This window comes from Sphingobacterium sp. UBA7038 (assembly GCF_002494055.1).
GTDB lineage: Bacteria > Bacteroidota > Bacteroidia > Sphingobacteriales > Sphingobacteriaceae > Sphingobacterium > Sphingobacterium multivorum.
On sequence record NZ_DLAV01000020.1, the window covers coordinates 20260 to 45665 of the forward strand.

Below are 25406 nucleotides of genomic sequence, written 5' to 3' on the forward strand. Positions count from 1 at the left end.
TCATCGAATATCGTCCTTTATCCACTTTAATTCCCCACGTTGTATCAGGACTATATACTTTTGCACGTGATCATCGGTCAATAAGCAATTGTCGTCAAGGTGGTAATTGAACTGCTTAGTGAAGGTGTCATATTGAATACTTCCTACATAAGCATTATTGAGGTATATATGCCAAAGGCTGTATTTCTTGGCCCGTACTTCCACTACCTGGCGTTTTCCATGATGATAAAATAACTCAGGCACATCCGTATCAAAGCGAAGTATAAGGGCGTCAATGCACGCTTCCTTGATGTCATCAGCGAGTACACCGAATGCCAATTCCCACACTCCCTGAGATTTCCTGAAAACATAAAAAGCAAGACCATTTTTGTTGTAAAGATGATAATCTTTCATGCCCATGCTTTTATCATGCACGGTAATTTGAGCGTACATTACCCGATTTCGGCTAAAGATTTCCAGAGGTTTCATTTTACAATATTACTAAAAATATTAGCAATACTGCATACACTGAAGATATTTAGGGTTCAAATTTTTTATATGCCCTTGGATGGATGAGGCCTCTCATAGCTGGTAGAGCGACCGCCAAAGAAATCGACATAGCTCGCTCTTATATCGCTAAAGGCAGTGGTGTCGATGTAGCGATTTATTATTGTGCAATTGGTTTATGATCTCGCTTACAGCTTCCACAGTTTGTCCGATTTCTTCTGCTGTAGTGAAACGCCCTAAACTAAATCTTAGTGCATTAAATGCCTCATTCCTACTCAATCCCATAGCTTGAAGTACAGGAGAAGGTGCTGCTTCAAAATAACTGAGTACTGAGCAGTTGGAAACACATATATTATCGAGTTTTTGAACAATATTTTCGCTGTTAATACCATCAAAACGTATTGTACATGTTGTATAGATCCTGTGTGTTTTAGAACCTATTAATTTCGTCCCTCCGATTGCCAATAATTGTTGTTCTAAGATATCACGTAGTTTGCCAATGCGTTCTTCGTCTTCATTCATCTGTAAAGCTGCGAGTTCAGCGGCTTTGCCGATACCAACGATACCCGGCACATTAAGTGTACCATTTCTTGCCTCGCCTTCATGTCCACCAGAAAAGATAAGCGGTTTCATAGGTACTTCGGGTCTAAAATAAATACCGCCTATACCCGTTGGCCCATAAAATTTATGGGCAGAGAATGTGAGGATATCTATTAATGATCGTGCGCGAACAGGGAGTTTTCCGACAGATTGGCTTCCATCGGTCATAAAAAAGGCGTCATGAGCATGTGTTATTTCCGCAATTCGCTCTATGTCCTGAATCACACCAGTATCATGGTTGACATGCATCACACATACTAAAGCTGTAAGAGGTGTAAAGGCCCGCTCTAGTTCTTCAAGGTCTATCAATCCGTCGCTATCAACAGAAAGGTAAGTAACCGCAATACCATTGGTCTCAAGATACCTGCAGGTATCCAAAACTGTGGGATGCTCTGTCTGTACAGTTATAATATGTTGTTTCCCGGGCCTCAATAATCCACGTAATCCCATATTGATAGCTTCAGTAGCACCAGCTGTAAAGAAAATATCTTCTGCATTGGTATCTATAAGATCAGCAATCTGTCTCCTACTCTTCTCGACCGCAGTATCTAAATATTTGCCTAGTTTATGACGACTTGCTGCGTTACCATACTTGTCTGTCAAATAGGGCATCATTTCGTCTAAGACCCTAGGATCCATTGGAGTGGATGCATTGTTGTCAAGATATATAATTTTGTCCATGTTAGTCGATTTGTCTTGCGTCATTCTTTTCATCCTCATCATACGTTTTGAGCATATAGTGTTGTCCTAGGTTTCCCTCAAAGACTTTTATTTCGGCAGTCGTTGGCGGATGCGGAAAATCACCTTCCCATTTCAAAAAAAATAAATTCATCCACCGAGTTCCCCATTCTCTGTTCTCAAATATGGCATCGTTGTAATTTCCTCCAAAAGTAATTACCCAGGATGGTAGCCCCACTTCAGCACGCTCCCATTTAACGACTTGCCGCGCATTAAAAATGTTTATAAGAGATAGCAGCCCGTAGGAATAGACAGTTGAAAAGAGAAAAATAGCGCTTATATAAAAGAATTTCGAAAGTGCTTTTGGAATAATGATTTTTTTTAACCCGATTAACATACTAATGGTTACCATCACAGCTCCACCCAACAGAACCGCCCACGGTAAAAAGTACCAATCATCTTTCAAATGAACTTGATCATATAGCAAAAATGCAAATTCTAGCACTATAACAAAAGTTAATAATCCCAACCCAGATCTGTTGATGAAATATTCAGTCCGCCAATTTTTAAAAAAAAGAACTAATATTAATCCAGAAAACAGTCCGTAAAACAAAGCTATGTATTGATTAAAAAGCATAAAACCTGCACTGTAAAAAATCATAACTAATAACAAACCGATTAAAACTAATCCATCGAATTTCTCGTTTAAATAAGTGCTAAGCTTTTGTATAATACGCATAAATTAGGCTTTTGGTTAACCTTACACGCCTAAGATTAGCCGCATAGGATAAATAACATTAGCTTAAAGATAAATATTATTTATCAATACTTAATAAGGTTAGGAATAATTATTCGGATTGTTACATAGAGAAGGCTCCAAACTTCCCCAAATGAGCTGTTAAAATAGAAACCTCATTTTGCTTTAATTTTATCTCTATGCTTTAGACCAAATTTAATTAAAGCATTGGCAACTTCCTCCGTTTCTTTAGCATAGGCGGTAAGCGCATAAGAAACAGTTACAGGTTTGGTGTCATTAACCGTTCTACTAATCAGTAAATTATCTTCTAATTCCTGAAGTTCCTTGGATAGAACTTTTGGGGATATTCCCTGAGCCATCTCTTGCAGATCTTTAAACCGCATTGGGCCGTGTTTCTGCAAATTGTGTAGGATACAAAATTTCCATTTACCACTGAGCAATTCAATGCCATCTTTTAATGCCAATATAGTTTCTTTACCAATATTTTTATTGCTCATAAGATAGTTACTTTCCTAAAGGTAATGAATAGTAAATATATATTGAATATCCAATAGTTTTGTTGTACAAAAATTTAAAGAAAATCATTATGAAAGTAACAGTAATCGCAAATATTTCGGCTAATGGAAGAATTTTGATATCCGATAATCCGCATCATAAACTGCCACCGGAAGCAATGGAATTTTACATACAATTTGTAAAACGGATTGGAAATGTAGTGATAGGATTGAAAACATTTGAAAATTTTCTAAATTTTCCAGATCCGATAAAAGATCATTTTAATGGAATAGAAATCATCATATTGGCCGATAAACCTTATACGGCTGATGGCTACAAGACTGTTGCAAGTCCTGAAGAAGCAATTGCATATATGTCTGCAAAAGGAGTGCGGGAAATAGCCGTTGGTGGCGGAGCAGGTACTTTCAACGCTTTTTTGGATAAGAATTTGGTTACCGATATTTATTTTAACATCAGCCCTATAATTACTGGAGCTGGAGCAATTTTAGCAAGCAATGAGGATTTAAGTTCAAAGTTCAAGTACCAAGGTCAGAAGCTTAAAAACGGTTTTCTTCAATTGCATCTAACGAAAGAAGACTGAATAACAACAGACCAAAAATGTCTTTCAAAAATAGTTGAATGACGGAAACAAACCCGCTAAAATTATTTCTTTCGGATCTATATCTTTCAATTGGCGACTGAATCCACACGACGATAAGTATATACATCATGGTTAAGGGCGCCGGCGAGCGGAAAGAGAATAAGAAAACCGCCAGCTGTCGACTCACTCGGCACGACTAAATCACCATGGTTATCTAGTGCAAAGCAAATAGTCTCGGTAAAGAATCTATTAACTAATACATAGATGTCAAGGTCGGTATTTCTGAAAGAAGCAAAGTTTTGCGGTTCGGGCTTAATTTTCCTCGTTCTTTCACGCACGACATTTCCTAAGGTATCAATTAGTTTGAAATGGATTTTATTTTTTTTTGGTGAGCTGTGGTCAAACGAACAGCTTTTGCACCTAACAAAGAAATAATTGGTGCATATTTCAATGTTGTATTTGCTCTAAACTTACCAAATTTCCATTATCCCAAAGGAGAATAAAACTTTAATAAATCGTTGACGTTTTTGACCAATGTCAACGACTATATCCTAATATAAAGTGCATCTTTGACCTATAAATAATAAGCGATGAGAGAGCAACTATTACAATTGTTACGTGAAAAAGCGTTGTTAAACGAACAGCAATTAACGGAGGCCCTAACTTATTTTAAACCCCAATCGATAAAGAAAAATGACCATCTGCTCAACGAAGGTTCCATTGCAGACTATCTTTTCTTTGTCGGAAAGGGCTGTCTGCGCCTATATTTTCGCAATGACGAACTATCAACGGCAACCCGATTCATGGCTTTTGAGCATACTTTTCTAACCTCTATCGTCAGCTTCATTTCCAGACAGCCAGCTACAGAATTTATCCAAGCCGTAGAAGATACTGAGGTCCTAAGCATCAGCAACACTGATTTTATCTTTTTGAGAGCAAATATGCCCGGCTGGGACAATTTTTATATCTACATCCTCGAATATGGATTAACTGTTGTTAATAATAAGCTCAGCAGCTTATTAACCCAAACTGCTAAAGAACGTTATCGCGATCTATTGAAAAATAATCCCGAACTCATACAGCGTTTGTCTAATGCTAACCTTGCGGCTTATCTGGCGATATCACCCGAAACACTAAGTAGGTTAAAATCTACTATTTAACTAATAAAAAATGAGAAGCGACGAAGTAAAGAAGGGATACCAACGTACTCCCCATAGAGCCCTATTTCGGGCCACAGGCGTAAATGATAACGATTTTGATAAGCCTTTTATTGGAGTGGCAAATTCCTTTATCGAAATTATACCCGGACATTTTTTTCTGAATAAGGTTGCTGAGATCATTAAAGACGAAATCAAGGCAAACGGATGTATTCCTTTTGAATTCAACACGATCGGTATTGACGATGGTATTGCTATGGGACACGATGGAATGCTGTACTCGCTCCCCAGCCGAGAATTGATTGCCAACTCAATTGAAAGCGTCATGAATGCACACAAATTGGATGCTATGATAGCTATCCCTAACTGCGATAAGATTGTACCCGGCATGATTATGGGTGCGCTACGTGTAGATGTGCCTACAATCTTTGTCAGTGGAGGCCCCATGAGAAAAGGGTATATCAAAGATGGCACTGCCATTGACCTGTCTACAGCTTTTGAGGCTGTAGGCAAACACGAAGCAGGATTAATCAGTGACGAAGAGCTCAAAGACATCGAGTGTAATGCATGCCCCAGTGGCGGTAGTTGCTCGGGTATGTTTACAGCAAATTCCATGAACACCCTGATGGAAGCTATGGGTATAGCACTACCTGGTAATGGAACCATATTGGCATTAACACCCGAGCGTGAAAATCTATATCGGGAATCAGCCAGAAGGATCTGTGAAATCGCCAAAGACGATCAGCTTTCCAAACAATTCAAACTTAAAAACATCATCAATGAAAAAGCCATCCAGAATGCTTTTGCAGTGGATATGGCCATGGGCGGTAGTACCAATACTGTCCTTCATATGCTTGCTATAGCTCACGAAGCGGAAATAGATTTTCAGCTTAGGGACATTAACTCAATATCAGATCAAGTAGCGCACATTGCAAAAATATCGCCCAGTTTAAGCACCGTCCACATGGAAGACGTCCATCGCGCCGGAGGAGTAAACGCTGTAATGAACGAAATGACCAAGCGCAACAACCATGTCCTTCAGGATAATATAACGATCAGTGGCGAAATGTTATTCAAAAAGATTGCCAATGCAGCGATCAAAGATGCAACAATCATACATACAATAAATAATCCATACAGTCCTGTTGGAGGATTGGCGATTCTATTCGGAAATCTTGCAGAGCAGGGAGCTGTTGTAAAATCTGCAGGAATCACTGGCGAAAAAAATTTTAGCGGGACTGCGGTTTGCTATGATAGTCAAGAAGAGGCCATAGTAGGCATCCTTGCCGGTGAGATCAAAGCTGGAGATGTTGTGGTGATCCGTTACGAAGGTCCCAAAGGTGGCCCGGGGATGCAGGAAATGTTGACACCTACTAGCCTGATCATGGGGATGGGATTGGGCAGTTCTGTAGCGTTGGTAACAGATGGCCGATTCAGCGGAGCTACCCGCGGAATAGCTATTGGACATGTCTCACCTGAGGCTGCTGAAGGTGGATTGATTGGATTACTAAAAAACGGAGACTATATCGTTATTGATATCGACCAACATATGCTTTCAGCTGACATTAGCGAAGATGAGATTCAATTGCGAAGAAAAGGCTTTATTCCGATCAGAAAAAAACTAAATTCTAAATGGTTGAGTCAATATCGGCAGCTTGTTGGCAATGCTAGTAGTGGTGCCATATTAAATTGTGATTTTTGAAAATAAAATCGTTTCAGCTTAGCAAATTGACGTGATAGCCAAATTCTAATGTATTTAGGCAAATAAGGAAGGTAACAGAAAAAGAACAGAACTGGTGGTGGTTACCATCATGGCATGCTATTTTTCAATCGGGCAAGGTTAATACCAAAGCCTACTATACATTATTTATTCTGAATGAATATGTTGGTCAATTTTAACTATCTAGATTATTACAAGCTGTAAGGCTAAGATATTGGTTTGAAAGTGGGATCGGTTACGGAAAACCGTAAGAATGTCTAACAGGCAATCCTTAGGTTTGAAAAGACAATACAAACCGCATTAATCAATAACATATGAAAGATAAAACAACCGCAGCTTTAATGGCATTTTTCTTGGAGTATTTGGTGCACATAGATTTTACCTAGGGCAGACCGGATTAGGTTTCCTTTATCTCCTTTTCTGTTGGACGCTTATACCTGCTTTTATCGCATTGATCGACTTTATTGCTTTTCTAACAATGCGCAAAGAGAATTTTGATTTAAAATACAACCGCGTATATTTTTCACAACCCGTCGTTCATAATTATGTGCCTATCTCCCCCATTACCCAAAAAGATGCTGCGACTGAAATAGAACGATTACATGGATTGATGGAAAAAGGAATGATTACACAAGCAGAATTTGAGGATGCAAAACGTAAACTGCTGTAAAGGATTGATGAATGTCAAGAGAGACATTATTAGCTATGACCTGGAAAAATAGGGCATCAAATGGCACCTTTATAACGGTTAAATGAGGCAATATGAAATCAAACTTTTATTCGAAGATTTGGGAATTGGTTATAAAAAAGAATGTGAAGTATGGCATTATTACAATGATGAGCTTGGTGACCATCGCTATAGTCGGTGGTTTCACTTTAAAGGATCATTTCAAGACAAAAATTATGTCAGCCAAACAAATCAAATTTGTCCCATAATCGATCTCGTTCCAATTAATGAGAATTTCAGCATAGGCTTTAGCGAAAATAATCAACCTACGGCATTGTCCCAAATCAACGTGGCTATGGTAACTCATCCTGCCCAACTGAAGTAACGGATTATAACATAAAGCACTTGACTGCTGACCTTATCCGCTCTACTTGATCATTTCGGATACAAAGATGCTACCTTCGTCGGTCATGACTGGGGTGCTAATGTGGTGTGGAATCTCGCACTATTGTATCCTGAACGGGTAAATAAAATAATAAACTTAGCGCTGCCTTATCAGGAGCGCGGAGAACAACCATGGACTGAACTGATGGAAATCCTATTTGGAGAAGACTTCTACTTTGTTCATTTCAATAAGCAGATCGGAATTGCAGATGCCATAATGAATGAAAACGTACACCGGTTCCTGCGGAACATATTCCGCAAGGATATCCCTCCCGCTCGACCTGATCCCGGCATGCTCATGATCAATCCCGCGAGAGCAGTAGAACCAATTGGCAAGCCTCTGATGGAAGAAAGCGAACTGTCTGTATTTGTCTCGACCTTTGAATCCGCTGGATTTACCGGAGCAAACAAATCGTATTATATCTGCTTAATGAGAAGGCTAATTTGTCATTTTACGTAGCAAAAATTGGGAGTGTTTTCGTGGTCATGTTGTGGAATTTTATTGACAATTATTTCTTTGTATTCCATCAATAGCACTGAGTGTAATTAGATTAACAGGATAATAGCAAGTTCATCGATTGTCAACCAGCTCGTATTGTTACATAGCATTACCCATTCGCCATTGCGAAAATCTACATCCATTATAAAAAAACCGATCAATCATAATTTGCAAGGTTCCACCGCCATGCAAAACAGAAACCTCAACCACTTGCTTTTGACCACACACGTCACATTCGAACTTTATATCCTTTTTCATCGAATATCGTCCTTTATCCACTTTAATTCCCCACGTTGTATCATGGCTATACTTTTGCACGTGATCATCGGTCAGTAAGCAATTATCTACGAGGTGGTAATTGAACTGCTTACTGTCATACTGAATACTTCCTACATAAGCATTATTGAGATAAATATGCCAAAGGCTGTATTTCTTGGCCCGAACTACCACTACCTGGCGTTTTCCATGATGATAAAACAACTCAGGCACATCCGTATCAAAGCGAAGCCTCATATATAGGCTGCTTAATATGAGTAAGAAGTGGCGCGACATACTTCGGTAATTTTGTAGCTAAATATATAGTGGTATGTCGCAAAGTCTAATAAGAGTACCATCTGATCAGGAGAGCAAATATATACGCCTCCGACGTCATTGTTCTTGCCTTCAGAATACTATAGTGCCGGCAAGCTATATTGTGACGATTGGGCATTACGATTCACTTTCATAAACAAATCTTCGTATGTAGTTTTCCAGATCAGTAAGTTCAAAAGGCTTTGCTAGAAAACCCTCGGCCCCACATTCCAAAGAGATTCTTCTTCCGTCGATATGACCTGACATCATAATCACAGGCAGCTTATCATATTTAGCTGAACTCTTGAGATCACGCAGTATCATGTCACCATTCCGTGCATGCATATGAATGTCCAAAAAGAGTATATCAGCATTCATAGTATCCAACACTTCCGTCAGGACTAAACTGTTTGCTACAGATATAACAATCGTATAATGATTCTCTAACACCAAGGAAAATGCATTTAGTATTTCTTTATCATCATCGCACACTACTATTGTCTTTTTCATCTTATTTTTTTAAGAAATATTTTTTTCATCACTTATTAAAAAATGGATCTTAGGCATAAGATCCACCTTCCTTGATTGTTGATTAGCTCTTAATGAGCTCTTCCATTGAGTAAGTCTATGGCCCTAGAGCTTTTTAAAATTGAACGCCCATCGAATATATTTGGTTCTACTTCAAACGTCATTACCCATACTTCACGTGTATATTCAGACGAAGACGTATAAAAACATCGCTTTGTGATGAAACTCATTTTGTTGTCAAAACAATGGGTATATCATTCAGCTTTGCAAATTAAAAAAGCGAGCAAAAGCCTGGTGATAATCCAGACTGTATACCCGCTTCAAAATAATCTGCCTTGTGCAAGTGCAAAAAATAAGCTACCTTTTCGATTGCCTATTTCTTTTTTTTACGGAAAACATTATCCGTTAACTCTTTAGAGGAGCCATCTTTTTCCTTTTGATAAGAAGATTGTGCTTTCTCTTTGGTGCTTTTTTCCTTTTTAATGTCTTTACTCATGATGTATGGATTTTATAAAGTGATGGTCCTTTTACTTTCAATAGCTAAGATTGATCGGAAGGAATAATATTAAGCTGAATCGTATTTACTCTTTGAAGTACGCAAGCTGCTAGTTGTTGAACTGAAAATTTCCGAAAGGTATATCGTGGAGAATTTAGAGATAAAACAAGTGTATTTATCATATCGGATCTACTGAATGGGTTAAGATGAATAGCAGATCGCAGTAATAAATGTACGCATAATAATTGACAATCAGGCATCAAGTTTTTTAAATACACTAACGAACAGGTTCATTCATATAATCCGCCATCTTAAGCCGGGCCATTAAATAGCTTATTGTGGATTCTGCGCCTTGATTGATGTTGATCGTGTGTTCACAGAAAAGCTTCAAATAAAAACGGTCAAATTTTTTCACCCTATAATTTGTTTAAATAATACATGGTATTATTCTTCTATACTCTTCTTGAATTCAAGGCTTTGCTCCATTGTGTTTTATTGCATCTTGGACATGCCTTTGATTCGTTCTTAAAACTAAATACGACATGGCCGCAATACATGCATGCGAATGGCCCTTCAGCACTCATTACATCAACCTTTTTGAAAGAAGACGGGAATAATGGTAGCCCATACCTCACATCACTATCAGCATAAAATAAAACGCTTAATGTTCCATCGACTTCTAGAATGCCTTCCTTAACCTGCCCCAAATGTTCGACATTTAAATTTCTCAGTTCAGAAAAAAATTCCATACGCGAAAAGGTATTATCATTTTCATGTTTTATATCAAATACGCCATCCTTAACTACAGGTAAAACTTTACCTTCCAATAAATGGGCAATATTCTCTGATCGGGAGGTAATCCAGGTTACCAACTTATAGACAAAGATTACACATATAAAGACAACAATCGCATAAAAGATGGGTATTTCTTCTTGAAACATGGGATCTCCCGCAGCTGAGCCCAAACTGATTATAATCGCAACCTCAAAAAGAGTTAACTGCCGAACTCCCCTTCTACCCGAAAGCCTTAGAATGATCAATATTAGAAGAAACATTATAATTGTTCTCGCACCTATTTCAATAAGAAAGGAGCTTTCCACCCCCTCTGCAAATATTTTTTGTATATCAATCATAACCTTTTAAAATTCAAAAATCTTACTATAGCCGCCGCCATTCAATCCTAAACATTCCTCCGGTCGCAATAGTTCATCACTTGGCAAAAACAACATACATAAGGTATCAATCTTCAATGATGGAAACAATCCCGCTAAAATTATTTCATTCCGATCTATATCTTCAATTTGCGACTGTATCCATACGACAACAGGTATATGAATCATGGTTAAGGTCGCCGACGAGCGGAAAGAGAATAAGAAAACCGCCTGTTTCTCAAACTAATATTAATTCCAGCAACAATTCGTACAACAAATCTGTACTTATTAAAGAATAATACTTTGTCAACAAATTTAGCTAGCTCGAGTCATTCATTCATTGGCGGGGCAGTCACCCCATAGTAGAGAACATTTTGAAAAACTGAAAGCCTTATGTCGATTGACGACTTGCAGATCTGATTGTGACTTATTCATTGGTTAACCATTGACGACTTCTCCGCCATTGGGATGTAAAACTTGACCAATCATAAAATGTGAATCTTTGCTAGCTAGAAATAGAAAGCTTGGTGCAATTTCATTTGGCATTCCTGCCCTTCCCATTGGGGAGTCGCTTCCAAATTCGGAGTTTTTTTTAGGATCAAATGAAGATGCTATCAATGGAGTCCATACCGGACCGGGCGCAACAGCATTGACCCTAATTCCTTTATCCATAAGATTTGCTGACAAGCTTCGTGTAAAAGAAATTATTGCACCTTTTGTTGCAGAATAATCGATCAACTTTGGACTGCCTCGATATGCAGTCACCGAGGATGTATTAATGATACTTGCCCCCTTCTTAAGATAAGGCATGGCATACTTCGTAATCCAGAAATAGGAATAGAAATTATTCTGAAAAGTCTTGTTTAACTGTTCAGTGGTAATTTCTTCAATTGATTCTGTTTGCCAATGTAGCCCCGCGTTATTAACGATATTATCAATTTTCTTATGCGTTTTTATCGTAAATTCAATTACTTTTTTACAGTGATTTTCTTTTCCCAAATCACCTTTAATCAGCGTACATTTTCTTGAGAAGGATTCAACCTCTTTCTGGGTTTGTTTTGCATCTTTTGTTTCACTAAGATAGGCAATAACAATATCAGCTCCCTCCTTGGCAAATAACAAAGCTACAGCTTTCCCAATGCCGCTATCTCCTCCAGTAATTAATGCTACCTTATTTTTCAATTTTCCTTCTGCAGGATACTTTAACGGCGAAGTGTCAGGAACTGGTGTCATATTTATTTCTAATCCGGGTCGCTTTTGCTTTTGCAACGGTCGAATCTTTTTACTTGCTGCTTTTTTCATACCATTTTTTAAAATAATGACAGACATAGCTGATTTCCAAAACGTGTAAGGGTCAGTGCAAATGGCAAAGTCCTAAAGTTTCGGTAATCTTTTATAACCTTTATTAATAAATGGATGTAATCGGCATTTTGCGAAAGAGTTTAACCGATTCATCCATAAAGTGAACAAAGCCAAAGTCTAAAAGGTTTGAGCTATCTACATTTGCGCTATTGCTTTTGCCTTATTTTCAATTAAAGCCTTCTCATACTTAAATACAAAACCCGGTGGTCAATAATCCCTGGTCACCTGTAAGTCCTTTTACGTGAACTATAGCAATGCAATCCAAATAGCTGAATTTGCAGGAAATACTAAAGATGACGAGCTACTCCTACTGGCTTTGATTCATCTAAAAATTCTTTTCTATGATGCTCCCCGAGCCCGAAGATATGCAATCCTGCCTGATCTGCAAACGCTATCTTTGACAATAGGGCTTTCATTGCTGTTATATTTTCCGCTGAACTCAACCCACCATCATATGCTCCGGTAGCGATAAAACTATCTATTCCTATTTCGTTAATTACTTTTAATCTGATAGACTTCCCTTATTGAAAGCTATTCAAATTTCAATTTTCCCGACGGCTTAAAACGATGATCTAGATCAAAAAAGATGTTTTTTCATTTTAGATTGGCGCTTAAAGGGGCATGCATTGAACAATGTAATCTGATAAATTTACCAACTCTAGTCTTTCCTAACTCTTGCTCATAGCTTTCATGGCTAGACCAGCGGCCACTCCTCCGATCACATACCAGGCCAAGGTCATAAACTTGGTACGATCAGTCTTTTTTATTGGCTTGGCATCCAGTCCGGCCTGTTCTGGAATAGTCAGTGTTGCCAGACCAACTACCGTTCCGAGCAACGCTCCTTTGAGCAGCATATTTTTCTGACCTCCATATCCGATGAGGGTATATAACATGGCATTGGAAGCTACATCTGCCCCAAAAGTTGCCGCCACCAATGCATTGCCCTTTGGCGGTTTAAATCCAGCAAAGCGCACCGTTTTCTGCATCGCTTCTTCGCCCACTTTATCCACTTCTGGAGCTTTGGGATCGAATCTCTTGGCAGCACTATGGACCACATTGAGTACGAGCGCACCGATCAATCCGCCCAACATATTTTTATTAAATCCATTCATATTTTGCTTTTTACGTTTTCAACCTTTTTTGTACTGTTTTTGTACTGTTATTCTGAGAACAATGGACAACCTAAAATCGTTTAATCAAATCCACAGAAGAAATTTTTGCTACAATGTATTAAGCTTTCAGGACAGTCCGGAGAAGTTTGGTCAGAACTGGCAAATCGATCGTATGGTCATATGCTAGCCCTTGTTGAGGACGGTTTCAGAAATACCTTACACGATATTGAAGTAACTTTTTCGGAAGATTATTTTAAGTTTTCTTTTGTGAATGCTGCGATGTCCCGAAAAGCTTCTCTGGTTTCTCTTAAAACAGCTCCCATATGCAAAAAACCATTGGCAATCTCTTTGTAATGAGTAATTTTGACTGGAATTTCGGAGGTTTTCATATTCTCTGCCAATTGTTTTCCTTCATCCCGCAACCGATCGTGCTCAGTCAATAAAATCAACGTTGGAGGCGTATTCTTAAAATATTCAATCAAAAGAGGAATTGCTATGGGGTTCTGTTGATCCATTTGGTCGGTTAGATACCAATTCCAGGCTTTTATTCCTTCCTCCTTATTAATAATCGGACCATTTTGATAGTCTTTCTTTGACTGTACTTAATTGATTATCAGCTGCCGGATAAATCACACATGAAACCTCAAATGCTCACCAGGCCTTGTCGAAACTCCTACGGTTAAAGCTGCCCCGCACTGTCGCCAATAATTCCAATCATAGTTTTATCGATGTTTAAAGAGTCCGAATTATTAACGATCCACTCAGTCGCTGATTGAGCATCATCGAAACCAGCCGGAAAAGGATACTCTGGCGCCAGTCGAAAGTCCACAAAAACAATGGCACAACCCGTAGCGTTGGCCAATTGACAGACAATAGCATCGTGCGTCTCAAAACTTCCAGAAATAAACCAACCGCCATGAAGATAAATGATGGCCGGTGATTTTTCATTTATAATTTCATTGGGTCGGTGTATTCTCACAGGAATTTCGTGATTCTTGCTACGAATATTAAATTCTTCTAACATTTTCACTGCTTCTTTTTTGCCGCTGAGCCGAATGCCATTGTCTCATATCCTTTGCAGCTTTATTTCTAATGAATTTATGCCGTCAAACACATGAAGCTTGTTCAGGTTTTCAATTATTTTAATTATTTCAGGAGTCAATTTAGTTGTATTCATTTCTTTACTATGATTTATGTTTTTATAGAAAATCATTGCCGGTATCACGCGTATTCCGAGAATCTTTTTGGTAGGCTATCAAAATTTCAAGTAAAATTAACTAGAAGTCATACATTTACTACAATATACCGCTGAATGTACGTTACTAACAAATTTGTATGTAATATTTTAGGCAATATTAGCATATGTTACCAACACTCAGTTTATGTTGTTTGGTGTACAGTACCACGTGCTAGCTAAACTCCTGACGCGGATTTATACGTGTTTTTCAAAAAAAACAGGCTGTTTTTCATTGGTTTTAGTTTTATAGATTAAATTGGACAACGATATTTGGAATACAACACTATATGGGAAAACGTGCGTCAGGCATTAATGAATTAAATATATATCTTAAGGCTTTAAATTCTGCTTATTCAGGCATTATTATCACCGATAATTTGCAGCATGATAATCCGATTATCTATTGCAATAAGGCCTTTGAAAACATCAGTGGTTATTCACACGATGAAATTATCGGTCACAATTGTCGCTTTTTGCAAGCGCAGGATCGTTCTCAACCTGAACGCTACATCCTCAAAGATTGTATCAAAAATGGTGAAGAATGTAAGATCGAAATTCGCAATTAACGCAAAGACGGAACACTTTTTTGGAATGAGCTTTTCATTTCACCTGTGAAGAATGAGGCCGGCCAGGTGACGCACTTTATTGGTGTTCAAAATGATATTACCTCGCGTAAAAAGGCCGAACACGAACTCCGGGAGGAAAAAAACAATGTTGAGATCAAAATACAGCAACGAACCAAAGAATTGCAGGAGAAGGAAAGCTTCCTCTCGAGCATGATTGAAACGGTTCGCGAAAATCTTCTAGTACTCGATGGCAATTATATTGTGCTGAGTGCAAATAAACATTTTTTAACATCATTTCACGTCTCCTCAGAAGAGACTGTAGGAAAATTATTGTTTGATCTGGGCAATAAGCAATGGGATATCCCCTCCTTGAAGGAACTTCTTACGCATATTTTACCAACCAGCAATCCCGTAATTGATTACGAAGTAGAACATGTATTTCCGCATATCGGCCGCAAAGTGATGCTATTAAATGCCTATCGCATAGAGTTTGAAGGGCAATATAAAGACCGTATCCTGATCGCCATTGAAGACATCACCGAGAAAAAAGAACAGGATCTACGTTAATACGATTTTTTGTCCGTCGCTAGTCATGAACTAAAGACGCCCCTAACGACCATTAAGGGGCTTGTACAGATTCTGCAACGACTTAGTATAGACCATTCCGACAATAAATTTGTCAGTACACTGGATAAAATTTCGGCCTATATAGATCGACTGAATATATTGATTACTAAATTACTAGACACCTCAAAAATACAGTCTGGCCATATTGAGCTCCACATGGAGCCATTTGCCATAGATCATACAATTCGGGAAGCCATTGACAATATAATGGTAGGTGTACCTGGTTACAAAATAAACCTATTAGGCTCCACAGATGCTACAGTTAGCGGCGATGAATTACAAATTATTCAGGTAATCAATAATCTGTTGTCCAATGCGATCAAATATTCACCGGGTTCAAATAGAATCGACGTTGCCATTCACAGGGTTGCCAATTTTGTCAAGATCTCTGTACGAGACTATGGCATGGGAATAGCAAATGTCGACAAGCAAAAAATATTTGAGCGCTTCTTTCGCGCCGGCCATACCCAAAAGAAATTTCCGGGATTAGGTATTGGACTGTATGTTTCGCACGAGATCATAACGCATCACAACGGAACCCTTTGGGTAGAAAGCGAACCCGGAGAAGGTTCTACTTTTAATTTCACATTACCAATAATGAGGACAGAAAACGATGAAAAGTAAGAAAATAATGATCTGTGACGATGACCAAGGCATTGTTGAGATGCTGGAATTATTCTTGGATCTGGAGGGTTACCAGGTCTTAAGCGAAAAAACAGTACAAATCTGACCAAACAGCTCATAGCATATCAGCCAGATCTTTTGTTATTGGATCTCTGGATGCCCGTGCTTTCGGGCGACCAGCTGATTAAAATCATACGCAATACACCCGAAATCAAAAATATACCTATCCTTGTTCTATCCGCCAGTGTAGATGGTCGCGATGTTGCCGAAGGACTTGGCGCAAACGGATTTATTGCGAAACCTTTTGATTTAAATGAAATTACATCCAGTATTCACGACGTATTGGCTAGTTAAAAGTATAGTACAATCTCCTAATTTCGTCCGAGTTCGTTGGGTAGGCCCTACTGGCACACAAAACTATACAGTCGAAAATCCGGATATCCTTGATTTCTTGATCACTAGCGGTTTTTCTAATAAATTAGAAACTTTGACCGCTAGGTTGTTGTTATAATAATCAAAAATGTGACTTAAATAAAGTAAAATATCATGGCAAAAAAACAACAGAACTCAAAACAGGAAATTGCGAACTTTTTAGGTGAAATGATTTCATTCAGAAACGCATTGAAGCTGACCCATTGGTCGATAACAGGAAAAGGGAGCTATGAGGCTCATATTTCTTTAGACCAAGCGATTGAGTCTCTTATTGATATTACAGACAGACTGGTGGAAACCACTTTTTCATTGGAAGGTACACTTGATATCGTGATTCCCCAAACGTCAAAACCGGCTAATTACATCAAATACATTGAGGATTTTTACAAGCAAGTTGAAAACAAACGAGAAGGACTTTTTAAGGAAAACTTCTCACAATCCATTATTGATGATGCGCAAGAAGCTGTCCAACAGTTATTGTTCAGATTAAAAAGATTGGAGTAATGCCCATGTTCGGGAGCTTTTCCTGAGTAACGGTCGAACCTATATTCGGCCGTTTTTTATAGATTAAATTGAGTAACCAATTGCTCTCCCCTCCAGTAACAAAAATAATAGCACGCTATTTTTACTAGCCAACGTCTTGATTACTGCATTTTTTAATGATTTTATTTTCTTGCTCTTTGCAAGAAAATAAAAGAGAAATTTTGTATAAACTAAAATACTTTACCGACTAGAGCAATTAGGGGTATTATCCTAAAATTCTTTTTAAAATTATTGTCCGCAGTCTATCTTCGTTTTGATCACCCCACTGTCCTAATGCGGAAATTATGGGTATTAAACTCATCCCTAAATCTGTAAGCGAATATTCAACTTTTGGAGGAACGACAGGATATATTTTCTTCATGACTACCTCATGATCTTCCAGTTCTTTCAGCTGTATATTCAGCACCCGTCTGGAGGCGTCTGGTATCTTACGCTGCAATTCACTCGGTCTTTTATGTCCCTGGTCAATAAACCAGAGCAAGCGTATTTTCCATTTTCCGTAAAGCACTTCACCTATCAAGTCGAGACCGCAATTTAGGTTCGGAATTATTTTTCTCTAATACATATTTTCAAAATTAAAGGTATGTTCCGATTTGTACAATAGGGGAAAAATTTATCCCTATATGAATCGTAATGCCGTACTTGCACAGGCTGGTTTTATACCTCAATTTTGTCCTATAAACAATTTGTAAAAATGGAACAATTTAATTTCAACAACGAATTATCAGACAAGATTGCCTTGGTAACAGGGGGTACAAAAGGCACTGGAAGAGCAATCGCGGAAAGACTATTACAAGCTGGAGCAACAGTTGTGATTACCGCAAGAAACGTCCCCGACCTGGAAAACAGCAAGCTGCATTTCATTGCTTCCGATCTGAGTACAGCAGAAGGGGCTCAAAAAGTGGTGAGCGGAGTGCTTTCGAGCTATGGTAGACTAGACATCTTGGTAAACAACCTTGGCGGATCTTCTACCCCCGCAGGAGGATTTGCTGTGTTAAGTGATGAGGATTGGGAATCGACACTGCAAGCTAACCTTTTGGCTCCGATCCGTCTAGATAGGAGCTTTTTACCGCAGATGATAGAACGCAAAAACGGTGTGATCATCCACATTGCTTCTATTCAGGGCAAATTACCCTTATATGATTCAACATTACCTTACGCAGCGGCAAAGGCTGGATTGAGGAACTACAGCAAAAGCTTATCGAACGAGGTTACTCCTAAAGGTGTCCGCATACTGACGGTTTCGCCTGGCTGGATCAATACCACCGCATCTGAAGCCTGGCTAGGCGAAATTGCAAGAAATTCGAACAGTACTATAGAAGAGGCGCAACAGGGCGTAATGGATGCACTGGGCGGGATCCCTTTCGGGAGACCTGCAGAGCCTGCAGAGGTAGCTGAACTTGTTGGCTTTCTAGTTTCACCAAGAGCCAGCTATCTAACGGGGACAGAATACGTAATTGACGGCGGAACATTACCAACCATTTAATAATCTTCCTAAGATTTGAAAATATGAATTTACCAAACATTATCTCCGAACTCCTGAAAGCACAAAACAAATTTGACAGTGGTGCTTATGCGAAGTTTTGAGATATCATTTCCAGTTGTTTAATGATCGAATTAAATATCTGAAAATAACAACTTAACAGTGCAATATATTATTGGCGCCGATAGTAGCATTGTCCACCTTTGGATTATTATTCAAAGTATTCAATAGGAAATCTGGGGTAATTATTTACTTTTTTAGTATCTTAACAGTAAACAACCATCCTATGCCAAAAAAAATTATTAGAAATCTTCAGATCGGTGTAATGCTCTCTTTAATACTGCTGATTACGGGTTCTATAGCCTCTTATATTAGCATACATAAGCAGATGGAAAGTAGGCAAAGCCTCTTAAAAACGAAGGAATCTATCAGTTTAATAAAGGATATTTTAAACACGCTGTTAAATGCTGAAACTGGCAATCGGGGTTACCAGCTTACCGGCAAGGAAGAATTTCTTGAACCGTTGGATAAAAGCGGGAAAGAATATCCCCTGCTTATTGCTGACAAAGAAAGGTTTAATCTTAAAGATAAACTCCAAATTAATATCTTTCATGAATTGCGGCACACCTCAGACCTGCTGATGAAAGAATATGCCTCGCTGATTAATAATCGTAAAAAGGGTATATTAATGACCCCAGAAGAGCTTGAACAAAACAAGCAGATCATGGATAAATGTCGAATGCTTGTTCAGGAATTTGTAAAACATGGAGAAAGTCAGCTTGCTATAAAAAATGAAGACCTGAATAACTCCACCAAACGGACCGTTTTGTTCATTATATTTTCTGCAGTTGCGGCAATCGGTGTCACCATTTTCGTCTATATTCAACTAAAATCTGACATAATGCGCCGGGACAGGTTGGAAAAAGATCTGTTTTATACGAAGGAAATGCTCGAGGAAACAAGTGCGGTTGCCCAAGTGGGAGGCTGGGAAGTCAATATGAAAAGCGGAAAACTCACTTGGTCTCAAAGTGTGCGAGAAATTCATAAAACTAACATTAATTTCCAACCAACTTTTGAAAATGCCCTTGGATTTTACGAAGGAAAAAATAGAGAGCGAATAGAATATCTATTTGACAGAGCAGTACAACAAGGAATTTCTTTTGATGAGGAGCTGCAACTCATGCGTAATGACGGCGTTACGATTTGGGTAAGGATAAAGGGTATTCCCGAATTTGAAAATGAAATATGCCACAGGGTTTTTGGAATTATTCAGGACATTGATGCCTTCAAAAAAATGTTTCTAGAGGTTGCCGAGAAGGAGGCTATGATGCAGTCTTTTGCCACCGATGTTCCTATTCCATTGGCAATGTTGGACAAAGCCCTTAACTACGTTGCTGTAAGTAGTAGATGGCGAGATGAATTTAATATGAATAATGTCGATCTTATCGGCAATAATCTATTTACAATATCGCCTAATATTCCAGAAGAAAGAAAAAAAATTTACAGGAGTGCGCTTTTGGGAGAAACGTACATCGATGGGGATTTTGCGGTAAAGGTGGAAGGTAAAGAAGAAATTCAGCATTACGACCTTAAAGTCGGGCCATGGTATCTTACAAAAGATGAGGTTGGAGGTATAATTATTTCCATACAGAATATTACAAATGCCGTAAAAATAAACGAAGAACTGAAAAGCGCTAAGGAAACTGCGGATATAGCCAGCAGGGCAAAATCCGAATTTCTGGCCAATATGAGTCATGAGATCCGTACGCCTTTGAACGGAGTTATTGGATTTTCAGACCTCCTCCTCCGTACACCGCTGAATGAAACACAAACACAATATCTGAATTACATCAACGAATCAGGAGAAAACCTGCTCAGCATCATCAATGATATACTGGATTTTTCTAAAATAGAATCCGGAAAAATGGAACTTTTGATCGAAAAAAGTGACGTGTATGATATGTTAAGTCAAGTCATCAACGTGATTCTTTATCAATCCCAGAAAAAAAACATCGAACTTCTTCTCAACGTTGAGCCGGGCCTCCCGAAAACACTTTTTATTGATGAAGCCAGGTTAAAACAGATCTTGATCAATCTGCTAGGGAATGCTGTGAAATTCACAGAAAAGGGTGAGATCGAACTAAAAGTAGAGAAATTGCGCATGGATGATCATACGATTGCTTTGCGTTTCTCGGTAAGAGATACAGGAATCGGCATTCCTGTTGAGAAACAGAAATATATTTTTGATGCCTTTACCCAAGAAAACAGTTCAATCAGCAAGCGATTTGGCGGTACGGGACTAGGGCTAACGATCTCAAACAATATCTTGGGCTATATGGGGAGTCATTTATCTCTAAACAGCGAGATAGACAGCGGATCTGTATTTTTCTTCGATCTCACGGTTCCATACGAAAAGTCTGAATGGAAGGAAGAAGATGAAACGGCTATTAAAACGGCATTAGTGGTAGATGATAATGAAAGCAACAGGATTATCCTTGAACACATGCTTACCTATAAAAATATCAAATCCACATTGGCTTCTAACGGCATGGAAGCACTGGATATCATGTTGAAGGGTGAGCGGTTTGATGTGATTTTGATGGATTATCATATGCCTATCATGTCTGGATTGGAAACAATTGAGAAAATAAAAGGCTTGTTAAATCAGCGAAAGGAGATCGCTCCATTTATAGTACTTTCTTCTTCTTCTTCGGAAGAACTGGATATACTTACTTCAGTTAGAAAAATAGAAAATACACATTTGCTGTTGAAGCCTATAAAATCACATGATCTATACAAAACCCTAAAAAAGGTAGACAGAAGTACTGTATTAGAAATTATTCAGGATCAGCCAGAAAAAGATTCGCATGCATTTGCACGGGAATTAGATGTGCTTTTGGTTGATGATAACCCAGTAAATATGGTCCTGAACAATAGGATAATGAAGTCTCTAGCTCCCAACATACATTTAACGGAAGCTGCAAACGGTTTACAAGCTTTGGAAGAATGCAGGAAAAAGCAGTTTTCCCTTATTATTATGGATGTACAGATGCCGATAATGAGTGGTATTGAGGCGACACAACATATTAGAATGCTGTCAGGATATCAACACATCCCGATCATAGGTGTTACCGCCGGAAATGTGCTGGGAGAAAAAGAAAAATGTCTTGAATCCGGAATGAACGACTTTCTTCCCAAACCAATACGGCGGGCAGACCTTCTCGAAGTACTCAAAAAATATATTAGTGTTTAATAATTATAGAAAATGGGCGTGCTTAGCATATAAATGAGTTCATATTATCGCGTCATATATAATTTATCGTCCACCAAAATGCTGATAAGATAATTGTTAATACATGTGCTATGTCAAGCTTAGGCTGGATACTAACGCTTAATTTTGGTTATCACAACAAAAATTATAAAACCGTCAATTTGGAAAATTACAGTATTACAATACCGCTGCATTCACCTGCAGAAAAAGTATTCGGTACATCGATCAATGATATTCCACTATGGTGGACTGAAATTTTTGAAGGCATTTCAAATAAACAAGGGGAATCTTTTACGATTCTTTTGGGAGAACCGGTAGTTAATCAATTTCGCCTACAGGAGCTCGAAGCAAACACAAAAGCTGCGTTTTATAGCATCCTCTGAGTTATTTTGCCGGTATTAGGAAATTTACACCTGTTTGAAAAGCAATCCCACCAAATCTATTTTCGGTCGCAAAATTCTGCGTTACCCGGGCCATTATACCGATTTTATGAGGTACCACCCAATACGATCCGAATGCACCTATTCCCGCGTTCTGGTCAGAAAGAAAACTTCCCTCTGTTCCCTTGTCGTCGGATACTTGTTTGGAATAGTTGCCAAATAACCCCACTTCATCTCCCCGGGAATCAATAAATACGAACCACCTAAATCAAACGTAAGATGACTCCCTTCTTTAAAGTCAGTGTTTTTTTGCCACTGATTGATTTCTAATGTAGGAGCAATACTTAAATTGATCTTGGAAGTTGGTTTATATTTAAGAGCACCACGTATATTATGTGACCAATATCCATGCCCCCCATTATCTAAACTACCATGCTCGTATTTCCCAGTCGGCGCCCATAGGCCATAATTTAATGCATATTGAAACTTTCCCTGCTTCCATGATAACCAGATTGGCTGTACATACATGTCGCCAAATCCTAAACTTTTATTGGTAAAAACATATCTTCCAGGACCTGTCTGCTGCGAATAGTAGTCCAACGCAATATTGGCGGTAGGACTGTTTACTGTCGGGATAACCATCAGTCCCCAATTGGCGCCCAAAATCTTTCCCTTTCCTCCGTAAATTGCCATCAGGATAAAAGAATGCGTGATCACCTTTTGTTCAATTTGTAAAGCAGTAGGATTTCCAGGAACCGGATTAATCAATTGATCTGTCTTTTTACCCTGCCCATTGAAATAATTCATATTGGCATAACCATACCATACTGGTATAATCAACCCTTCATGCGGAGCAAAATAATCGTTGGGATTAAACGATGAACCGTTGTAATGCCCCTGACCATAAACTTTCATCATGGAAAGGATAAATAGAAACACATAAAATATCTTTTTCATATGACGAATCATTAATCCCTTATAATATCATTCAAAATGCAAACAACTCTACACGTGTTTTGTTGCATTTTCCAGATAATTTCCGCTTAATATTCATTCTCCTAATCGCGCAGCGCTTAAATGGATTAAAGACGATATTCGATCACAGCGAATTAAGCGATAATTATTTAAAAAGTATTTGGATAATATTATACGAGCCAGATGTAATAATTCACATGGTATAACTGTCTTAAAGCAAATCCTATTTTATAAAATCATAGGACAACGCTTTTCAAGCACAAAAATTACAGTTGACATTGATATAATAAAACTATTTACTTTAACTAAAAATCTCCAATGAAACTATTTAACCTTCTTCTTTTCATGCTATTGACCACCTGTGTATCCGCGCAGACAGCTTCTACGACATGGCATAAATTCCTCTCAGACTTTAAGAAGTTAGAACAGGAATATAATAATTATTACCCGGCAAAGGATTATCAAAAAGCAGCCACAGTATTAAATGCCATATCGGCCAAAATGGACAGCTTACAGCTATCTGAAAAAGAAAAGCAGGAATATCAAACTACGATAAGTGAAATCAATGCGAATATAAACTTCAACCTTGCTTGTTTACAATCATTACTCAATCAAAAAAAACAAGCTGTTTCAAGTTTTGAAAAGGCAATTTTGTGGGGATATACCGACTATCGTAATGCTTTAAATGATCAGGATCTAGATAATATTCGAAAGGAAAGCAAATTTGTAAAAGCATTGGTCCAACTGAAGCAATACGATAAATTAACCCTGTTGCAGCAATCAGGAGGATACGTTTCAGCAAATAGTGACTCTTTGCCGATATTTACCTACGAGGTAGCGAGCGATCGTAATTTATTAGCAGTAAAAAATTTTTTCAACCTGGACTCGATAGCTGGTAATGGCGACGAAATTTCCAAAATCCGTAATATCATGTTTTTCGTGGCAAATAGCATTAAATATGACGGCAGCAATTGGGCGCTATGTGAATTTGACGCAATTGATTTTTACAACTACCACAAGGCAACGGGAAAGGGTATCAACTGTCGGCACAAAGCGATGACGTTAAATGAAATGTACCTCGCTATGGGATTTAAGTCACGCTATGTTACATGCATGCCAAAAGACGACAAAGATACTGATTGCCATGTGATCAATAGCGTATATGCTGAAACTCTAAAAAAATGGCTGTGGATGGATCCTTCCCATGGTACATTTGTGATGGACGACAACAACAATTTACTGAGCATTGAAGAAGTTAGGGAGCATTTAAAAAATAATCAATCGCTCAAGCTAAACGCAGAGACCAAAGTAAGCAAACTTTGGTATCTGGATTATTATATGGCAAAAAATTTATACTGGATTCAATGCACGAATAAAAGCCAGTTTAACACAGAAAGTAGATATAGGCCTGCCGACCCCAATCTGCAGTACATTTCTTTAGTTCCAAGTGGGTTTGACAAAAGCAATAACAAATATTTAAAAAACAAGGTGATTACGTTTGATCCCGCCTACTTTTGGAGATCTCCGCAATAAATAACAACATACCCGTCTTTATTAACGATTTTTGCAAATTGTGCATTCGCTAATTGGCTTACTACAATGAAAATTAGTGCTAGGAGATTTTTGTGGTTCATTTTTTATCATATTATTGCTCATCATAATTTGGCAACGTTTCGAAATAGAATTTTAATTTCTCGCTCAGACTCATTCTGGTAAGTCCCACCCGGATAAACCGAAATTGCAATGTACATAAAAATCAATGCAATGATCATCCCTATCAACACAAAATATGGTTTTAATAACTTCATTTACAGACTATTAATAATTTGTTATATTGGGCTTCAATTTTCTAGCGCCAGCTTACCAATGGCATACGTTTTATTTTAAGAGCAAATTCACTTATTTTTCATAAGGAAACCTTAATCGCATATTCATTGAAAGGTAT

At 38.2% G+C, this 25406-nt stretch carries 31 protein-coding genes and 2 pseudogenes; 16 read left to right on the top strand and 17 right to left on the bottom strand.

Annotated features, from left to right (window positions below; translation table 11 throughout):
• The 4 genes from B3H30_RS13665 to B3H30_RS13680 form a co-directional block, all read right to left on the bottom strand.
• Entirely contained in the window at window positions 1-468 is a 468-nt protein-coding gene (locus B3H30_RS13665) for a hypothetical protein (RefSeq protein WP_159333023.1), read from the bottom strand.
• Window positions 469-615: 147 nt separating this feature from the next.
• Window positions 616-1767 carry a cysteine desulfurase family protein gene (locus tag B3H30_RS13670; protein ID WP_139145109.1) on the bottom strand — a complete coding sequence of 384 codons (1152 nt, stop codon included), beginning with the start codon at window positions 1765-1767 and terminating at the stop codon, window positions 616-618.
• Window position 1768: 1 nt separating this feature from the next.
• Window positions 1769-2503 carry a hypothetical protein gene (locus B3H30_RS13675; RefSeq protein WP_112376266.1) on the bottom strand — a complete coding sequence of 245 codons (735 nt, stop codon included), beginning with the start codon at window positions 2501-2503 and terminating at the stop codon, window positions 1769-1771.
• Window positions 2504-2676: 173 nt separating this feature from the next.
• Window positions 2677-3018 carry a winged helix-turn-helix transcriptional regulator gene (locus B3H30_RS13680; RefSeq protein ID WP_070570596.1) on the bottom strand — a complete coding sequence of 114 codons (342 nt, stop codon included), beginning with the start codon at window positions 3016-3018 and terminating at the stop codon, window positions 2677-2679.
• 89 nt (window positions 3019-3107) lie between these two features.
• On the opposite strand from B3H30_RS13680, the gene B3H30_RS13685 reads away from it, so the two are divergent.
• On the top strand, window positions 3108-3617 hold the full coding sequence (locus B3H30_RS13685) for a dihydrofolate reductase family protein (RefSeq protein WP_159333025.1): 510 nt from the start codon (window positions 3108-3110) through the stop codon (window positions 3615-3617).
• A gap of 86 nt (window positions 3618-3703) precedes the next feature.
• Here the strand turns inward: B3H30_RS13685 and B3H30_RS13690 are convergent, their stop codons facing one another.
• Window positions 3704-3955 carry a hypothetical protein gene (locus B3H30_RS13690; protein ID WP_159333026.1) on the bottom strand — a complete coding sequence of 84 codons (252 nt, stop codon included), beginning with the start codon at window positions 3953-3955 and terminating at the stop codon, window positions 3704-3706.
• A 252-nt stretch (window positions 3956-4207) separates the two neighbouring features.
• Between B3H30_RS13690 and B3H30_RS13695 the strand changes: the two genes are divergently transcribed.
• The 6 genes and pseudogenes from B3H30_RS13695 (at window position 4208) to B3H30_RS13715 (ending at window position 8065) form a co-directional block, all read left to right on the top strand.
• Window positions 4208-4777 (top strand): Crp/Fnr family transcriptional regulator, encoded by a 570-nt coding sequence (locus B3H30_RS13695; RefSeq protein WP_070570592.1) that lies wholly within the window; start codon window positions 4208-4210, stop codon window positions 4775-4777.
• A 10-nt stretch (window positions 4778-4787) separates the two neighbouring features.
• Window positions 4788-6476, top strand: a complete 1689-nt coding sequence (gene ilvD, locus B3H30_RS13700; protein ID WP_286710005.1) for a dihydroxy-acid dehydratase — start codon at window positions 4788-4790, stop codon at window positions 6474-6476.
• Window positions 6477-6840: 364 nt separating this feature from the next.
• Window positions 6841-6948, top strand: a pseudogene (locus B3H30_RS24885) (TM2 domain-containing protein); the annotation flags it as partial.
• A 24-nt stretch (window positions 6949-6972) separates the two neighbouring features.
• Window positions 6973-7164 carry an SHOCT domain-containing protein gene (locus tag B3H30_RS13705; protein WP_201639097.1) on the top strand — a complete coding sequence of 64 codons (192 nt, stop codon included), beginning with the start codon at window positions 6973-6975 and terminating at the stop codon, window positions 7162-7164.
• Window positions 7165-7246: 82 nt separating this feature from the next.
• The gene (locus tag B3H30_RS13710) at window positions 7247-7546 is read left to right on the top strand and encodes a hypothetical protein (protein ID WP_070570588.1); all 300 of its coding nucleotides are present in this window, start codon (window positions 7247-7249) and stop codon (window positions 7544-7546) included.
• Window positions 7547-7573: 27 nt separating this feature from the next.
• Window positions 7574-8065, top strand: coding sequence for an alpha/beta hydrolase (locus B3H30_RS13715; protein ID WP_236560358.1), 492 nt, complete (start codon window positions 7574-7576; stop codon window positions 8063-8065).
• 138 nt (window positions 8066-8203) lie between these two features.
• Here the strand turns inward: B3H30_RS13715 and B3H30_RS13720 are convergent, their stop codons facing one another.
• The 9 genes from B3H30_RS13720 to B3H30_RS13760 form a co-directional block, all read right to left on the bottom strand.
• Window positions 8204-8617 (bottom strand): hypothetical protein, encoded by a 414-nt coding sequence (locus B3H30_RS13720; RefSeq protein WP_159333028.1) that lies wholly within the window; start codon window positions 8615-8617, stop codon window positions 8204-8206.
• 195 nt (window positions 8618-8812) lie between these two features.
• Window positions 8813-9184 carry a response regulator gene (locus B3H30_RS13725; RefSeq protein WP_070570584.1) on the bottom strand — a complete coding sequence of 124 codons (372 nt, stop codon included), beginning with the start codon at window positions 9182-9184 and terminating at the stop codon, window positions 8813-8815.
• 391 nt (window positions 9185-9575) lie between these two features.
• Entirely contained in the window at window positions 9576-9698 is a 123-nt protein-coding gene (locus tag B3H30_RS13730; RefSeq protein WP_256604652.1) for a hypothetical protein, read from the bottom strand.
• Window positions 9699-10150: 452 nt separating this feature from the next.
• Window positions 10151-10831 (bottom strand): DUF421 domain-containing protein, encoded by a 681-nt coding sequence (locus B3H30_RS13735; protein ID WP_070570582.1) that lies wholly within the window; start codon window positions 10829-10831, stop codon window positions 10151-10153.
• Window positions 10832-10837: 6 nt separating this feature from the next.
• A complete protein-coding gene (locus tag B3H30_RS13740; RefSeq protein ID WP_070570580.1) occupies window positions 10838-11038 on the bottom strand; it encodes a hypothetical protein in 201 nt (66 codons plus the stop codon).
• Window positions 11039-11287: 249 nt separating this feature from the next.
• Window positions 11288-12151 (bottom strand): SDR family oxidoreductase, encoded by an 864-nt coding sequence (locus B3H30_RS13745; protein ID WP_286834477.1) that lies wholly within the window; start codon window positions 12149-12151, stop codon window positions 11288-11290.
• 728 nt (window positions 12152-12879) lie between these two features.
• Window positions 12880-13323: a hypothetical protein gene (locus tag B3H30_RS13750; RefSeq protein ID WP_070570577.1), complete on the bottom strand. Its 444-nt coding sequence runs from the start codon at window positions 13321-13323 to the stop codon at window positions 12880-12882.
• Between the two features lie 248 nt (window positions 13324-13571).
• Entirely contained in the window at window positions 13572-13892 is a 321-nt protein-coding gene (locus tag B3H30_RS13755; RefSeq protein WP_201303624.1) for an alpha/beta hydrolase, read from the bottom strand.
• A 110-nt stretch (window positions 13893-14002) separates the two neighbouring features.
• Entirely contained in the window at window positions 14003-14347 is a 345-nt protein-coding gene (locus B3H30_RS13760) for an alpha/beta hydrolase (RefSeq protein ID WP_201303546.1), read from the bottom strand.
• Between the two features lie 500 nt (window positions 14348-14847).
• Here B3H30_RS13760 and B3H30_RS13765 point away from each other — a divergent pair.
• From B3H30_RS13765 to B3H30_RS13785, 5 genes and pseudogenes are all read left to right on the top strand, one after another.
• Window positions 14848-15243, top strand: a pseudogene (locus B3H30_RS13765) (PAS domain-containing protein); the annotation flags it as partial.
• A gap of 63 nt (window positions 15244-15306) precedes the next feature.
• Complete coding sequence (locus B3H30_RS13770; RefSeq protein WP_262886178.1) at window positions 15307-15693, top strand: PAS domain-containing protein; 387 nt, start codon at window positions 15307-15309, stop codon at window positions 15691-15693.
• A gap of 9 nt (window positions 15694-15702) precedes the next feature.
• Entirely contained in the window at window positions 15703-16377 is a 675-nt protein-coding gene (locus B3H30_RS13775) for a sensor histidine kinase (RefSeq protein ID WP_112376260.1), read from the top strand.
• 102 nt (window positions 16378-16479) lie between these two features.
• Window positions 16480-16731, top strand: a complete 252-nt coding sequence (locus B3H30_RS13780) for a response regulator (RefSeq protein WP_376745384.1) — start codon at window positions 16480-16482, stop codon at window positions 16729-16731.
• Between the two features lie 192 nt (window positions 16732-16923).
• Window positions 16924-17313: a DUF5856 family protein gene (locus B3H30_RS13785; RefSeq protein ID WP_046672983.1), complete on the top strand. Its 390-nt coding sequence runs from the start codon at window positions 16924-16926 to the stop codon at window positions 17311-17313.
• Between the two features lie 244 nt (window positions 17314-17557).
• Here B3H30_RS13785 and B3H30_RS13790 read toward each other — a convergent pair whose 3' ends face one another.
• Window positions 17558-17872 (bottom strand): winged helix-turn-helix transcriptional regulator, encoded by a 315-nt coding sequence (locus B3H30_RS13790; RefSeq protein ID WP_286726773.1) that lies wholly within the window; start codon window positions 17870-17872, stop codon window positions 17558-17560.
• 174 nt (window positions 17873-18046) lie between these two features.
• Here B3H30_RS13790 and B3H30_RS13795 point away from each other — a divergent pair, with 174 nt between their 5' ends.
• The 3 genes from B3H30_RS13795 to B3H30_RS13805 all read left to right on the top strand — a co-directional run bounded on the left by B3H30_RS13795 (window position 18047) and on the right by B3H30_RS13805 (window position 22489).
• The gene (locus tag B3H30_RS13795; RefSeq protein WP_204991090.1) at window positions 18047-18838 is read left to right on the top strand and encodes an SDR family oxidoreductase; all 792 of its coding nucleotides are present in this window, start codon (window positions 18047-18049) and stop codon (window positions 18836-18838) included.
• A 283-nt stretch (window positions 18839-19121) separates the two neighbouring features.
• The gene (locus B3H30_RS13800) at window positions 19122-22088 is read left to right on the top strand and encodes a response regulator (RefSeq protein ID WP_286834481.1); all 2967 of its coding nucleotides are present in this window, start codon (window positions 19122-19124) and stop codon (window positions 22086-22088) included.
• A 110-nt stretch (window positions 22089-22198) separates the two neighbouring features.
• Window positions 22199-22489, top strand: a complete 291-nt coding sequence (locus B3H30_RS13805; RefSeq protein ID WP_070570571.1) for a hypothetical protein — start codon at window positions 22199-22201, stop codon at window positions 22487-22489.
• A gap of 1 nt (window position 22490) precedes the next feature.
• Here B3H30_RS13805 and B3H30_RS13810 read toward each other — a convergent pair whose 3' ends face one another.
• Window positions 22491-22715 (bottom strand): transporter, encoded by a 225-nt coding sequence (locus tag B3H30_RS13810; protein ID WP_262886170.1) that lies wholly within the window; start codon window positions 22713-22715, stop codon window positions 22491-22493.
• Window positions 22628-23443, bottom strand: coding sequence for a transporter (locus B3H30_RS13815; protein WP_262886171.1), 816 nt, complete (start codon window positions 23441-23443; stop codon window positions 22628-22630). The genes B3H30_RS13810 and B3H30_RS13815 overlap by 88 nt, the downstream gene beginning before the upstream one ends.
• A 336-nt stretch (window positions 23444-23779) precedes the next feature.
• Between B3H30_RS13815 and B3H30_RS13820 the strand changes: the two genes are divergently transcribed.
• Window positions 23780-24994 carry a transglutaminase-like domain-containing protein gene (locus B3H30_RS13820; RefSeq protein ID WP_159333031.1) on the top strand — a complete coding sequence of 405 codons (1215 nt, stop codon included), beginning with the start codon at window positions 23780-23782 and terminating at the stop codon, window positions 24992-24994.
• Window positions 24995-25406: the final 412 nt, after the last annotated feature.

Bases quoted from the DNA above. Each gene is read 5' to 3' on its own strand.
- B3H30_RS13665 (WP_159333023.1), bottom strand. From the start codon at position 468: ATGAAACCTCTGGAAATCTTTAGCCGAAATCGGGTAATGTACGCTCAA.
- B3H30_RS13670 (WP_139145109.1), bottom strand. From the start codon at position 1,767: ATGGACAAAATTATATATCTTGACAACAATGCATCCACTCCAATGGAT.
- B3H30_RS13675 (WP_112376266.1), bottom strand. From the start codon at position 2,503: ATGCGTATTATACAAAAGCTTAGCACTTATTTAAACGAGAAATTCGAT.
- B3H30_RS13680 (WP_070570596.1), bottom strand. From the start codon at position 3,018: ATGAGCAATAAAAATATTGGTAAAGAAACTATATTGGCATTAAAAGAT.
- B3H30_RS13685 (WP_159333025.1), top strand. From the start codon at position 3,108: ATGAAAGTAACAGTAATCGCAAATATTTCGGCTAATGGAAGAATTTTG.
- B3H30_RS13695 (WP_070570592.1), top strand. From the start codon at position 4,208: ATGAGAGAGCAACTATTACAATTGTTACGTGAAAAAGCGTTGTTAAAC.
- ilvD (WP_286710005.1), top strand. From the start codon at position 4,788: ATGAGAAGCGACGAAGTAAAGAAGGGATACCAACGTACTCCCCATAGA.
- B3H30_RS13705 (WP_201639097.1), top strand. From the start codon at position 6,973: ATGCGCAAAGAGAATTTTGATTTAAAATACAACCGCGTATATTTTTCA.
- B3H30_RS13710 (WP_070570588.1), top strand. From the start codon at position 7,247: ATGAGGCAATATGAAATCAAACTTTTATTCGAAGATTTGGGAATTGGT.
- B3H30_RS13720 (WP_159333028.1), bottom strand. From the start codon at position 8,617: ATGAGGCTTCGCTTTGATACGGATGTGCCTGAGTTGTTTTATCATCAT.
- B3H30_RS13725 (WP_070570584.1), bottom strand. From the start codon at position 9,184: ATGAAAAAGACAATAGTAGTGTGCGATGATGATAAAGAAATACTAAAT.
- B3H30_RS13730 (WP_256604652.1), bottom strand. From the start codon at position 9,698: ATGAGTAAAGACATTAAAAAGGAAAAAAGCACCAAAGAGAAAGCACAA.
- B3H30_RS13735 (WP_070570582.1), bottom strand. From the start codon at position 10,831: ATGATTGATATACAAAAAATATTTGCAGAGGGGGTGGAAAGCTCCTTT.
- B3H30_RS13740 (WP_070570580.1), bottom strand. From the start codon at position 11,038: ATGATTCATATACCTGTTGTCGTATGGATACAGTCGCAAATTGAAGAT.
- B3H30_RS13745 (WP_286834477.1), bottom strand. From the start codon at position 12,151: ATGAAAAAAGCAGCAAGTAAAAAGATTCGACCGTTGCAAAAGCAAAAG.
- B3H30_RS13750 (WP_070570577.1), bottom strand. From the start codon at position 13,323: ATGAATGGATTTAATAAAAATATGTTGGGCGGATTGATCGGTGCGCTC.
- B3H30_RS13760 (WP_201303546.1), bottom strand. From the start codon at position 14,347: ATGTTAGAAGAATTTAATATTCGTAGCAAGAATCACGAAATTCCTGTG.
- B3H30_RS13785 (WP_046672983.1), top strand. From the start codon at position 16,924: ATGGCAAAAAAACAACAGAACTCAAAACAGGAAATTGCGAACTTTTTA.
- B3H30_RS13795 (WP_204991090.1), top strand. From the start codon at position 18,047: ATGGAACAATTTAATTTCAACAACGAATTATCAGACAAGATTGCCTTG.
- B3H30_RS13800 (WP_286834481.1), top strand. From the start codon at position 19,122: ATGCCAAAAAAAATTATTAGAAATCTTCAGATCGGTGTAATGCTCTCT.
- B3H30_RS13805 (WP_070570571.1), top strand. From the start codon at position 22,199: ATGTCAAGCTTAGGCTGGATACTAACGCTTAATTTTGGTTATCACAAC.
- B3H30_RS13815 (WP_262886171.1), bottom strand. From the start codon at position 23,443: ATGAAAAAGATATTTTATGTGTTTCTATTTATCCTTTCCATGATGAAA.
- B3H30_RS13820 (WP_159333031.1), top strand. From the start codon at position 23,780: ATGAAACTATTTAACCTTCTTCTTTTCATGCTATTGACCACCTGTGTA.